12 protein-coding genes and 1 tRNA gene are annotated in these 13,110 nt (G+C 39.2%); 8 read left to right on the forward strand and 5 right to left on the reverse strand.

Annotated elements, in window-relative coordinates:
- Positions 1-308 precede the first annotated feature (308 nt).
- The 4 genes from H8R91_RS07280 to H8R91_RS07295 all read right to left on the reverse strand — a co-directional run bounded on the left by H8R91_RS07280 (position 309) and on the right by H8R91_RS07295 (position 4,232).
- Positions 309-719 carry a peptide deformylase gene (locus H8R91_RS07280; RefSeq protein WP_186935473.1) on the reverse strand — a complete coding sequence of 137 codons (411 nt, stop codon included), beginning with the start codon at positions 717-719 and terminating at the stop codon, positions 309-311.
- 179 nt (positions 720-898) lie between these two features.
- The gene (locus tag H8R91_RS07285) at positions 899-1,738 is read right to left on the reverse strand and encodes a DegV family protein (protein WP_186935474.1); all 840 of its coding nucleotides are present in this window, start codon (positions 1,736-1,738) and stop codon (positions 899-901) included.
- 83 nt (positions 1,739-1,821) lie between these two features.
- A complete protein-coding gene (locus H8R91_RS07290; RefSeq protein WP_186935475.1) occupies positions 1,822-2,367 on the reverse strand; it encodes a BUD32 family EKC/KEOPS complex subunit in 546 nt (181 codons plus the stop codon).
- A gap of 224 nt (positions 2,368-2,591) precedes the next feature.
- Positions 2,592-4,232, reverse strand: a complete 1,641-nt coding sequence (locus tag H8R91_RS07295) for an AMP-binding protein (RefSeq protein ID WP_186935476.1) — start codon at positions 4,230-4,232, stop codon at positions 2,592-2,594.
- A 245-nt stretch (positions 4,233-4,477) separates the two neighbouring features.
- Between H8R91_RS07295 and H8R91_RS07300 the strand changes: the two genes are divergently transcribed.
- Positions 4,478-5,824 carry a UDP-N-acetylmuramoyl-tripeptide--D-alanyl-D-alanine ligase gene (locus tag H8R91_RS07300; RefSeq protein WP_186935477.1) on the forward strand — a complete coding sequence of 449 codons (1,347 nt, stop codon included), beginning with the start codon at positions 4,478-4,480 and terminating at the stop codon, positions 5,822-5,824.
- A 184-nt stretch (positions 5,825-6,008) separates the two neighbouring features.
- Here H8R91_RS07300 and H8R91_RS07305 read toward each other — a convergent pair whose 3' ends face one another.
- A complete protein-coding gene (locus H8R91_RS07305; protein WP_186935478.1) occupies positions 6,009-7,010 on the reverse strand; it encodes a CHAP domain-containing protein in 1,002 nt (333 codons plus the stop codon).
- Between the two features lie 277 nt (positions 7,011-7,287).
- Here H8R91_RS07305 and H8R91_RS07310 point away from each other — a divergent pair, with 277 nt between their 5' ends.
- The 7 genes from H8R91_RS07310 (at position 7,288) to H8R91_RS07340 (ending at position 12,409) form a co-directional block, all read left to right on the forward strand.
- A complete protein-coding gene (locus H8R91_RS07310) occupies positions 7,288-7,476 on the forward strand; it encodes a DUF951 domain-containing protein (protein ID WP_022234456.1) in 189 nt (62 codons plus the stop codon).
- 1 nt (position 7,477) lies between these two features.
- Positions 7,478-8,554 (forward strand): peptide chain release factor 1, encoded by a 1,077-nt coding sequence (gene prfA, locus H8R91_RS07315; RefSeq protein ID WP_186935479.1) that lies wholly within the window; start codon positions 7,478-7,480, stop codon positions 8,552-8,554.
- Between the two features lie 13 nt (positions 8,555-8,567).
- Positions 8,568-9,602: an L-threonylcarbamoyladenylate synthase gene (locus tag H8R91_RS07320; RefSeq protein WP_186935480.1), complete on the forward strand. Its 1,035-nt coding sequence runs from the start codon at positions 8,568-8,570 to the stop codon at positions 9,600-9,602.
- Entirely contained in the window at positions 9,589-10,197 is a 609-nt protein-coding gene (coaE, locus tag H8R91_RS07325) for a dephospho-CoA kinase (RefSeq protein WP_186935481.1), read from the forward strand. The genes H8R91_RS07320 and coaE overlap by 14 nt, the downstream gene beginning before the upstream one ends.
- Positions 10,197-10,808, forward strand: coding sequence for a lytic transglycosylase domain-containing protein (locus H8R91_RS07330; protein ID WP_178586018.1), 612 nt, complete (start codon positions 10,197-10,199; stop codon positions 10,806-10,808). Before coaE ends, H8R91_RS07330 begins: the two co-directional genes overlap by 1 nt.
- 35 nt (positions 10,809-10,843) lie before the next feature.
- The gene (locus H8R91_RS07335; RefSeq protein WP_186935482.1) at positions 10,844-12,256 is read left to right on the forward strand and encodes an aminopeptidase; all 1,413 of its coding nucleotides are present in this window, start codon (positions 10,844-10,846) and stop codon (positions 12,254-12,256) included.
- 76 nt (positions 12,257-12,332) lie between these two features.
- A tRNA-Arg gene (locus H8R91_RS07340) sits at positions 12,333-12,409 on the forward strand.
- The last annotated feature ends 701 nt before the right edge of the window (positions 12,410-13,110 follow it).

The raw sequence follows: 13,110 nt of genomic DNA on the forward strand, positions 1-13,110 counted from the left end.
AAATTAAATTAAAATAAGAAGTTTTCCGGAAACTTTACTTTACAACTTGAATTATAGCGTTATTTTTACCCTTTGTCAATAGATTTTTGCAAAAAAATCAGCTGAAATTTAAAATTTTCTTATCATAGCCAAATTCAAGCACAAAGTATATAGATATTCAATTTTGCAAGAAATTTTATAAAACTTTCATAACGCCCATAAAAATCAGGATAACGCTTATACAAAAATTGATAAATTCACAGAGTCTAACTTTTTGGAGGTCGGCTCATTTTTAAGCCCACTCGGAACATTGCATTTTATAGACTGCTTTATATTAAAATTCCGTTGCAATGGTCTATTTCGTGCTGAATTATCTGTGCCGTAAAATTTGTGAAAGTGCGTGTAACCGTTTTGAATTTATCGTTGGCATATTTTACGGTTACAGTTTTATAACGCTTTGTTTTGCGGTCCCCGTCAAGCGACAGACAGCCCTCTTCGGTTTCGTATTCACCGTAAGCCTTAACGATTTCAGGATTAAACATAAGAATATACTTTCCGTTATCGCTTATTGCAATAATTCTTTTTGAAACGCCAATCATATTTGCGGCCATACCTACACAGCCCTCAAAATTTGCTTTTAAAGTATCAAGCAAATCAACGGCTATCGGCATATCCGACATATTTGCTTCAACCGATTTTCTCTGTAAAAACATCGGATCTCTTACTACTTCTCTTACCATATTTATCCCTCGCTTAGTTTTTTCTGATTATAGCATATCGGGGATAATTTAACAACATAAAAAGAGTCAAATATAAAAACATCTCAATACACAATAAAGACGCACTCCGAAATTGAGTGCATCTTTAGCAATTCTAAAACACTTATTCAAACTTTTTTATTAAACCGTAATCTTTAAAATCATAATTTTACAAATGCAATTCCACACGCATTTGTGCCTATGTGACTGCCTATAACCGCACCGACTTTTACAGTTTCAATGCTATGCACATTCGGCAGCAGCCTTTTTATGTCGCTTGTCAAATCATTTGCAAGGCTTTCGTTGTCGGAACACATTACATATACAGGGAAATGAGGATTAAGCTCTTCCCTTTCAAGCCTTTCGGCAAGGCTTTTTATGCCACGCTTAATGTTAAAACTTTTTGCAAGCAACTCAACATTGCCGCCGCTGAGTCTTATTACAGGCTTTATACGGGCAACAGTCGCAAGCATTGCTTTTGTCTGACTTACTCTGCCGCCGTTATGCAGATATTCAAGGGTATCGAGGCAGGCAAGCAACGATATTTTCGTTTTTATGCGCTCGATTTCTCCATAAATTTCTTTTGAGTTTTTCCCTTGTCTGCGCAGTTTTACCGCATATTCAACAAGCAGTTTTTGACCTGCCGAAGCGGTCAGTGAATCAATAACATACACATTTTTGCAGCCGATCATATCGCAGGCAATTTGTGCGGTATTTGCCGTTCCGCTGATTTTTGACGACATAAAAATTGCCACACCTCCGTCTTTGCTATGCTCGGCAGCCTCAAATTCTTCTACTATATCATGCAGTGACGGTTGCGAAGTTTTGACGGTTTCCGTTGTGTTTTTTAGTTTTTCGAAAAACTCATCTTTTGAAATAGTAACATTATCCTTGTACTCCTCATCGCCGAAATTTACGGAAAGAGGAATACAATCAATCATTAATTCTTTCAGTTCGTTCGGTTCAAAATCCGATGCAGAATCTGTTATTATCTTTACCATTAAAGCACCTCTGAAAAGATTTACATTAACAGTATAACCAATCTGCATTTAAAAAATCGGCACAGAGCGTACCGATTTTAAAATTAATGTGTATTTACATATTCAATAAATTCAGGAGTTTTTGACCAATACTTTATACCCCAATTTTCAAAATTCCACTCTTCCATATAATCATTACATTCGTAGTCTATGTAATAAAGGGTTTCGTTTTGCACTACAAAATTTGTCGGGAAATAATCTATATTCGTGTTATTTGCGTAAAGCAGTTTGCACATTGCTTTTACCTGCTCCGCATATTCTGGCTTTACTCTGTCTGCCTTTACCATATCAAATATTGTGTCGCCCTCTATGTACTCCTTTAATATCCGTTCGTTTTCAATATCTATGTCGAGCATTTTCGGCATAGTTATTCCGATTTTTTTAAGGCGGTTATAATCATTTAATTCGGATTGAATTTTGTCGCCAAACTGATAATAGCTACACGGCTCGTGATGAATCTGCTTTAAAACATACTGATTTGTACCGTCGGATGCAAGGTAAGAATAACCACCCTTGCCTTTGCCAAGCAATTTTATTACGGAGTAATTTTTACCGTTTACCGAAAGTTCTGTAGGAATTGCATTTGACATATAATCGCCTCATATACTTCATAAGTTATAGAATAAATATATCATATTGCAGATATTTTAATCAATAACTTAAACCGAATTTTATAATTATTTGACAAAGTATTCTGTCAAAACATAATTTATTACAGTTTTTAATAAAAACTCAAAAATCACCGCAAAGCAAAAACTTTACGGTGATTTTTTCTGCGTACAGAAACGCATATATTATGTTAATTTCAAAACTTTCAGGCTCTTGCCTTAAGGGCAACACGCTTAATTTTTCCGCTTGCAGTCTTTGGCATTTCATCGGTAAATTCAATGTACTGAATCCACTTATATGATGCAAGACGCTTGTTTGAAAATCCTTTAATTTCATTTACAAGATTTTTGTCCGCTTCGCAGCCGTCAACGGTTTTAATAATTGCCTTGATTGCCTGTCCACGGCTATCATCGGGAACACCGATTACCGCACACTCAAGCACGGCGGGGTGTTTCATAAGCACATTTTCAATTTCAAACGGGCCTACTCTGTATCCTCTTGTTTTTATAAGGTCATCGGCTCTGCCGACATACCAAAAATAGCCGTCCTCGTCCATATATGCGGTATCGTTTGTGTGGTACATTCCGTTTCTCCACGCATATTGGTACATCTGCTCGTCACCTATGTAGCCTGTAAATATACCGTACTGCTTTCTGTCTTTTGGCGGAACAACTACTATTTCGCCTGTTTCGCCCTGCTTTACTTCATCGCCGTTGCTGTCAACAAGTTTTATATTATACATAGGGCTTGGTTTTCCGATTGAACCCGTTTTGCCGTGAGTACCGTTGAGATTTGCAATGAGCAATGTGGTTTCACTCTGACCGTAACCCTCCATCGGATGAAGTCCTGTTTGTTGATATACAGCCTCGGCAACAATCGGATTGAGCGCCTCACCTGCAGTTGTCAAGTATTCGAGTGAACTCAAATCATACTTCTGCATACCTTTTTTCACAAAATATCTGTAAGCGGTCGGAGGTGCGCAGAATGATGTAACCTTAAATTTTTCAATTACTTTCAAAATTTTTGACGGAGAAAATTTATCGAAATCAAAAGCCATAACCGCACAACCGCAAAGCCACTGACCGTAGATTTTTCCGTATGATGCCTTTGCCCAGCCTGTTTCGGCAATTGAAAAATGCAGTCCGCCCTCTTTTACATTCTGCCAATATTTTGCGGAAATTATATGGCACAAAGAATAAATATGATTATGCACAACCGCCTTCGGATAGCCTGTTGTGCCCGATGTAAAGTAGATAAGCATTGGCTCGTCAGCTTTGGTTTCTACCCGTTCAAGCTCGTCGCTTGCATTTTCAATTTCTTTTGTAATATTTACCGTACCGTCAAAATCTTCTCTCGCAACAAATACGGTTTTTAATGAATTTTCTTGGTTTGCCGCTGTTAGCAGATGTTCAATCGTTTCGCTGTCGGGAGTACATACAGCCATTTTAATATTTGCAACATTTACTCTGTAGCTTATGTCCTCGGCAGTAAGCATATTTGTAGCGGGAATTGCAACAACTCCGAGTTTGTGCAGAGCCGTAACAATGTACCAATATTCATAGTTGCGCTTGAGCATCAGCAAAACTCTGTCGCCCTTTTTTATACCGTATTTCAAGAAAACATTTGCGGCTTTATTGCTTAGTCTGCTTAAGTCGGCAAAAGTAAAAATTCGTTCTTCACCCTCGGGATTTGTCCACACAAGTGCAATATCATTCGGTGCTTTCTCTGCCATTTTATCAAGCACATCGTATCCGAAATTATAATTATCCTCAAATTTTAATTTAAAACTTTTCAGCGTATTATCACTATTAAATTCTTCATTGCAAAACTGTTTGTACAACTGCATACTATCTCGCCTTTCAGAATAAAACTAAATTTATTACAAATAAAATAATAGCAAAAATAGACTGATTAGTCAATAAATAAAGCTATTCTTATTTCATTAATAAATCAATCGGTTATGCAAAACTTGCATAACCGATTGAATATAATTATATAACCGCAGAATATTACCGCTATTGCAAAAGCAAGGTATTTTTGGTATATTTAGAGTAATATAAAACAAATAAAATTTTACAGGGTGTGATTAATATGAAAAAATTTACTCTCGAAGAAATAGCCGCTGCCTGCGGCGGTAAATATGTCGGCGACGAAAGCTTAAAATCAACCGCAATTTCATCGGTTGAGCGTGACAGCAGATGCATTAAGGAAAATTCTCTTTTCCTTGCCATTAAAGGAGAGCGTGTTGACGGACACGATTTTATTGAAAAATGCTATGCTGACGGCGCTGTCTGCGCTGTTTGCGAAAAAGCGCCGCAGAACCCGACAAAGCCGTATATTCTTGTTGACTCAACACTTGAGGCGGTTAAAAAAATCGGTATGGCCTACCGCAAAAAATTTGATATTCCTGTAGTAGGCGTATCCGGCAGTGTAGGCAAAACCTCTACAAAAGAGATGCTCTATGCCGTACTTTCTCAAAAATACAAAACTCACAAAACACAAGGCAACCTAAATAACGAACTCGGCGTACCGCTCACTCTCCTTGCAATGCCCGAAGATACCGAGGCTGCTGTAATAGAAATGGGTATTTCAGACTTTGGCGAAATGAGCCGACTTGCGCAGATGGTACAGCCGACTGTATGCGTACTTACAATTATCGGCTGTTGTCACCTTGAAAACCTCGGCGACCGCAACGGCGTTTTAAAGGCAAAAACCGAAATGTTTAAATTTGCAAGCGAAAATGCGGAATTTGTACTCAACGGCGACGACGATAAACTTTCTACAGTAACGGAAGTAAACGGCAAAAAGCCAATCTTCTTCGGTCTTGACCGCAAAAATGACTATTACGCAGAAAATATTCAAAACAATGCGGACGGCGGAGTGCTTGCCGACCTTTGTTTCGGCGACACAAAACTTTCCGTAAAAATTCCTGCAATCGGCAGTTATATGGTTTCAAACGCACTTGCAGCCGTGGCAGTGGGCAAACTTTGCGGACTTAATGACGAACAACTTATAAAAGGTGTTGAGGCTTATAAAACCGTCGGCAGCCGTGCAAATGTTATCAATACCGAAGATTACAAAATCATTGATGACTGCTACAACGCAAACCCGACCTCCGTTATGGCAAGTATTGACACACTTGTAAATTTCAGCGGCAGAACCGTTGCAATTCTCGGCGATATGAAAGAACTTGGCACAAACGAACTTGAAATGCACCGCAAAACAGGCGAACACGCAAAAGAAAAAGGCGTTGACCTTGTAATTGCAGTCGGCCCGCTTGCCAAAGCACTTGCCGAGGGCAGCGGCGGAAAGTGGTATGCAGACATAGACTCTCTCCTACCCGACCTAAAAAGCCTGCTCAAAAAAGGTGATACAGTTTTGGTAAAAGCCTCACACTCAATGCAGTTTGAAAGAATCGTTGCATTTTTGAAAGGTTGAAAATAGGCAATCATTTTGTATATAAATAGATTTAGGTCAAACCTTTAAAAATGTTGACCTTACTTTTATAATTGTTAAAAAGTGCTTAGCTAATTCTCAATTTACCCCAACTTTCGATAAAGCCTAAAATACACTGACAAAAAACGGTCATTCGCAAACTTTATGCGAATGACCGTAATTTTGTTTATGCTTTATTTAATGAAATGATACGCTGTAATTCTGTTACATCGCTTATATCAATTTTGCCGTTTCCGTCAACATCTGCAAGCTTTAACTGTGTATCGGTGAAATCAGCGTTTTTAGATACATACATCTGAAGTTCTGTAATATCAAGAATATCCACAGCACCGTTCATATTAATATCACCGTGCTCGTAGTTGTTTCCGTTATCAAGCGGCTTGTCCCTAAGATATTTACAATAATCAAGAGCTACCCAACCCTTTACATTTTTATAAGTTGTATAACCCCATGTGTAACCGCCGGACTGTTTTACATCTGTAACATAAAGCTCTGTACCGTTTTTAATCTGATAAACAGTTTTTGATGAAGTTGTTGCGCTCTCTCTCATATTAAGATAATCGCTTACTTCAACCTCGTAAACACCTGTTTTGTATGTAATGGTATCGTTATCATCTTTGTTATTGTTGTTCTTATCAAAGTCGCCAAGGTAAATAAAGCCTTGGAAATTCCAACCTGATTCACCCATTGCAGGGTCATTAACATCTGCATATGTAAGATAGAAGTTTTCCCAACCCCACGCAGAGTTTGAAAATGTAACAGTACCGTTCTCTACCTTTTCAACAACGGCAACATGACCGCCTGTTTCGCCGTTTCTGTAATATTCCCAACAAGCAACAGCGCCGACTTTCGGAGTCTGACCTCTGCTGTAGCCGTCGTTGTAGTCATACCACTCGTAAGCGTCATAGTGACAAAGTCCGGGATCTCTGCCAAGAATTTCGTATGCTCTGCCGTAAGCATAAGCTGTGCAGTTTGGCATACCATAGCCGTATTGGTAATAAATATTTTTATTGCTGTAATAATAATCATTGCTGTATGACGGTGCATCAAGTCTTGGTGTAAAAGACGATGACGCATTAGCAATCATTGAATACGAAAATACTGTGGTAAAAAGTAATGCACAAACTAAGAACATTGCCGGAATTCTTTTGAGTTTTTTAAAAAACAATTTAAATCTTCCTTTCTGTCAATTATGTTTACATTTCTGTTTATCAAAGAATATTTTACCACAAAGCTCCGCAAAAGACAATATTTTTTTAATAATGTTGTAATTATTTGTAATCTTTGTAAAAGTCATTAAAGCAGGCTCTTGATATTTTGGCAGTATTGATATATAATAAAAACCAATAGTAGCATAAAACAAAATGCTGACAAATGGTCGAGAAACCGAAAAAAGCGTCTGTTTTACTTATATTTTTAGCTTTTGTGCAATCGGAAGTGTTAATATGAAGGTTAATGTCGGTGACAGAGTTGAAATGAAAAAACCGCACCCGTGCGGTTGCAAGGAATTTGAAATATTAAGGATTGGAATGGATTTTAAAATCCGTTGTACAAACTGCGGCAGAGAAGTTATGGTGCCGCGAAATAAAATCGAAAAGAATATTAAAAAAATTTTAACCGATAAGGAAAAATAATATGTTTGAAAAAATAGAAATTTTTGATAAAAGATACTCCGAACTTTCGCAAAGACTTTACGAACCGTCTGTTGCGGCAGATCCGGAACAATATCAAAAAACAATGAAAGAGCTTAAGTCTATTGAAGAAATAGTGCTTACTTACCGAGAGTACAAACAGGCGGTAAAATCTCAAGACGAAAGCATTGAAATTCTTGAAGAGAGCGGCGACAGCGACTTAAAGGAACTTGCACAGCTTGAACTTGACGAGGCAAAACAGAACATAGAGGAGCTTTCGGAAAAACTTAAAATTTTGCTTTTGCCGAAAGACCCAAATGACGAACGAAATGTTATTGTGGAAATTCGTGGCGGAGCAGGCGGCGAAGAGTCGGCACTGTTCAGTGCGGTGCTTTTCAGAATGTACAGTATGTATGCCGAGAAAAAGGGTTATAAAGTAGAAATAGTAAACGCAAACGAAACCGAGCTCGGCGGCTATAAAGAAATTTCTTTTATGATTGAGGGCGAGGGTGCTTACTCACGCTTTAAATACGAAAGCGGTGTACACCGTGTTCAGCGTGTGCCCGAAACCGAAAGCCAGGGCAGAGTGCATACTTCTACCACAACCGTTGCCGTTCTTCCCGAGGCGGAAGATGTGGAGCTTGAAATTGACCCTAAAGATTTGAAAATAGATACTTTCCGTTCAAGCGGCGCAGGCGGTCAGCATATCAACAAAACAAGTTCGGCTATCCGTATTACTCATTTGCCGACAGGTACGGTTGTTGAGTGTCAGGACGAAAGAAGTCAGTACAAAAACAAAGATAAAGCGCTCAAGGTGCTCAAGAGCCGACTTTTAAAAGAAAAGCAGGATAAGCAGGCGAGTGAAATTGCCGCTAACCGTAAGTCACAGGTCGGCACGGGCGACAGAAGTGAAAGAATTAGAACCTACAACTATCCGCAGGGCAGACTGACCGACCACAGAATCGGACTTACGCTTTACAAACTTGAGGATATATTAAATGGAAATCTTGATGAAGTTATAGACGCTCTTGTTACCGCAGACAGAGCAGAAAAACTCAAAGAAAGTATGGAAAATTCATAAGCAAGGTGACAATATGCAAACATTATTGCTCGACAGTACACAGGAAAATATAAATAAAGCAGGAGAAATCCTAAGAAACGGCGGACTTGTAGGTATGCCGACCGAAACCGTTTACGGACTTGCGGCAGACGCTTTGAACGGTAAAGCCGTTGCCAAAATTTTTAAGGCAAAAGGCAGACCGATGGATAATCCGCTGATTGTTCATATTGCGGAGTTTGGGGATATTGAAAAATTCGGTCTTGTCGCCGAAATTCCCCAAAAGGCAAAAATTCTTGCCGAAAAATTTATGCCGGGCCCTCTTACAATTATAATGAAAAAATCGGAGATTATTCCTGACGAAGTGTCGGCAGGTCTTGAAACCGTTGCAATTCGCTGTCCGTCACACCCTGTTGCAAGAGCGCTCATTAAGGCGGCAAATACACCGCTCGCTGCGCCGTCCGCAAACATTTCGGGCTCTCCGAGTCCTACAACCGCAACCCATGTTATGAATGATATGAACGGTAAGATTGAGGCAATTATTGACGGCGGTGCAAGTGAAGTCGGCGTTGAAAGTACGGTTATCACTCTTGCGGGCGAAGTTCCTTGCCTGTTAAGACCGGGCGGAATCACCCTTGAACAATTGAGAGATACAATCGGAGAAGTCGAACTTAACAAGGCGGTACTCGACAAACTTGACCCTAATCAAAAGGCGGCAAGCCCGGGTATGAAGTACAAGCATTATTCGCCGAAAGCGAGAGTTATACTTCTTAAAGGCACAGACGAAGAATATATTAATTATGTGAACAGCAAGGATGACGGCAAAACCGCCGCACTGTGTTGTGATGAAGATATTGCGCAGCTTAAGGTAAAAACATTTTCGCTTGGCAAAAGGCACGACTATGCACAGCAGGCGCACAGACTTTTTGATATGCTGAGAGAGGTTGACGAGGTCGGCGGAATTGACACCGCTTACTCAAGACTTCCGTCCTGCGATGGCGTAGGTATGGCACTTTACAACAGACTTATAAGGGCCGCAGGCTATGAGGTGATAGACCTTGAAAAAATATAAAATATTGGGGCTTACAGGTCAGACGGGCGCAGGCAAAAGCACTGTATCAAAAGTTTTTGCAAAAAACGGCACAGCGGTAATAAATGCCGATGAGCTTGTTGCGGAACTTTATATGCCCGACTCGGTATGTCTTAAGATACTTTCGGCTGAATTTGGCAGTGACATTATTTTGCCGAACAAAAATCTTGACCGAAAGAAACTTGCTCAAAGGGCATTTGCAACAAAAGAAAAAACCGCCGTTCTCGGCAAACTTATCCACCCGTTTGTACTTTCCCTTTTCCTTGAAAAGACGGAAAAACTTGTCAACAGCGATAAAAAATTCATTGTATTTGACGCACCGCAGCTTTTTGAGAGTAAAGCAAATGTAATTTGCGATTATATCATAAGCGTTACGGCTGATGAAAACATACGCAAACAGCGCATAATGCAGCGTGACGGAATTTCGGAAGAAATGGCGGAAAGTCGTATAAACGCTCAACTTTCCGAAAACTATTTTAAAGAGAATTCGGACTTTATTCTTGAAAACAACGGCACAAAGCAAGAACTTATCGACAAAGCCGAGGGGCTATTCGGATACATACGGCAGGTGATTTAATGGCGGCAAATCCCCGATACAAAAAGAAACCCAAAAAGAAGGGAAAAAATTTTATTGTTGGCGGTTGCATAGTTTTAACGGCGGTCTTGCTTGCACTGTTTGTATTTAATTACTATGACAACGCAAAAAAACAACTGCTCGAACTCAGCTATCCGAGAGATTACAGCCAATATGTTCAAAAAGCCGCAAAAGATTACGAACTCGACGAATCGCTCATATATGCCGTTATCCGTACGGAAAGCGGCTTTAATGCAGACGCACAGTCGGATGCGGGTGCTTGCGGAATTATGCAGGTTATGCCGAGTTCGTTTGAATGGCTGCAGCAGGTAAGAGATTGTGAGGGCAAATATACGGAAGAAGATTTATATAACCCCGAAATCTGTATAGATTACGGCTCTTATCTTTTAAAATATTTTCTTGATTTTTATGGGACAGAAACATCGGCTATTGCAGCGTACAACGCAGGATTTGTGGTTTCGGACTGGCTTGATGATCCGAATTACAGTACCGACGGTGTAACGCTTACAGATATACCGTATCCCGAAACAAAAGAATATGTTGAACGGGTAACGGACGCAAAAGCAAAGTATATTGAGTTATATTATTCATAAAATAATATGGTACATCTGATGAAAGGAAGATAAATATGTCAGACGAAAAAAGCAAAGCTACACTTCTTAAAGAAGAAATTATGATGAAAGGCAGCAAGGGCGTAGCAACTCTCAATGCCGAAGAGATTAAAAAAGCAGACGATTTCTGCGTAGGCTATAAAAAGTTTTTAGACCATTCTCCCGTTGAGCGTGAGGCTGTAAGCTACACACTTGAACTTGCGAAAAAAGCAGGCTTTACAGAATACGATGAAAATGCGTCATATAACGCAGGCGATAAGGTTTATTATGTAAACCGTGACAAAGCAATCGCACTTGCTGTTATCGGCAAAAACGGTGTAAAGAACGGTGCAAGACTTGCAATCGCTCACATTGACTCACCACGAATTGATTTAAAGCCGAATCCACTTTATGAGGACACAAACCTCGCACTTTTCAAAACACATTACTACGGCGGTCTTAAAAAATATCAGTGGACAGCACTTCCCCTCTCACTCCACGGCACAGTTGTAAAACTTGACGGCACAAAGGTAAACATTACTTGGGGTGACGATGAAAACGAATCTTGTTTTTGCGTTACTGATTTGCTCCCACACCTTGCTAAAGACCAGGTTTCAAAGCCGCTTGCAAAGGTATTTACAGGTGAGGATCTCAATGTTCTTGTCGGCTCCCGTCCGTACGAAGACGGCAATGACGAAAAAGACCTTGTAAAACTCAATGTAATGTCAATTCTCAATAAGAAATACGGTATTGTAGAGGGCGATTTTCTTTCGGCAGAACTTTGTCTTATTCCGTCATTCAAAGCAAGAGATATCGGCTTTGACGCAAGTATGATCGGCGGTTACGGTCACGATGATAAGGTTTGCGCTTACCCTGCATTAATGGCTTCGCTTGATGTTGAAACTCCGGAGCAGACCTGCGTTACTTATCTTACAGATAAAGAAGAAACAGGCAGCGACGGCAATACAGGTATGCAGAGCGACTTTTTGCGTTACTTTATATATGACCTTGCAAAGCAGGACGGTATTGACGGCTACAAAGCGCTGTCTAAGAGCACCTGTCTTTCGGCAGATGTAAGCGCAGCTTATGACCCAACATATGCATCCGCTTACGAAGCAAAGAACTCTTGCTATATTAACGAAGGCGTTGTAATTTCAAAATACACAGGTCACGGCGGAAAGTACGATACTTCCGATGCGTCTGCCGAGTATATGGGCAAGGTAAGAGCTTTGCTTGAGAAAAACAATGTAATGTGGCAAGTCGGCGAACTCGGTAAAGTTGATATGGGCGGCGGCGGAACAATCGCCAAGTATGTTGCCAATATGAATGTTGATGTAGTAGACCTCGGTGTGCCTGTACTTTGTATGCACGCACCGTTTGAAATCGTATCAAAAATTGATGTATATATGGCTTACAGAGCATTTTTTGCATTCTTTGATGATAAAATTTAAAAAATTTCAAAAAACACTTGCTTTTTCTAAAAGAATGTGGTAATATACTACTTGCGGTTAATAATTAACCGCATATGCGCTGGTAGCTCAGCTGGATAGAGTGTCTGACTACGAATCAGAAGGTCGGGAGTTCGAGTCTCTTCCAGCGCGCCAATAACACACCTTGGTTTTTCAGGGTGTGTTATTTTTTTGAAATATCTGCGATGAGATTTGCTAAGCATTGTAATTGTTAAATTTTTCGTTAAGTCCGAAATACAATAAACTTGTGTCTGCAAAAACTTTATTTTCACTATTTGTACCTTTCTGTAAATCCTGTTGAATTTCTTTATCGTAAAGTATGCTTCCGTAATTATCTATAGCTGAATTATTATCAAATTCAACACAGAACTTATTATTTTGTTTATCTCTATATGTTTATCTCTATATATAAGTGTGGTTTTTACAGATGACCAAGAGTTGTTTCCATAGGAATCAAAAGTAAATGAATCATTATATTTTTCTGTCAAATATTTTTCAACAGTATCAGTGACTGTTGACATAAATCTGTTGACACGAATTTTTAATTACGATAATATAGTTAGTGTAAAGAAACGGCTTTAGCTGTTTATCTTTTAAGACAAATTATTTTTATAACCGTCTTGTATTCGCAGTACAAGGCGGTTATTTTTTACAATTTCAGATTTAAGGTAAATAACAATTCACTAAAAAAGTTTTTATCAAAACTTGGCACAAATTGTGGTTTAAGGCGAGTAATTTATAATTTAGGTCAAGCCTTTAATTAAAAAAAGGTTGTCCATATTTTTAATGCGAATAATTAGGAATGACTTTTTAAAAATTTTTTGTAACTTTTACAT

The sequence above is a fragment of the Ruminococcus intestinalis genome (genome assembly GCF_014288065.1).
GTDB lineage: Bacteria > Bacillota > Clostridia > Oscillospirales > Acutalibacteraceae > Ruminococcoides > Ruminococcoides intestinale_A.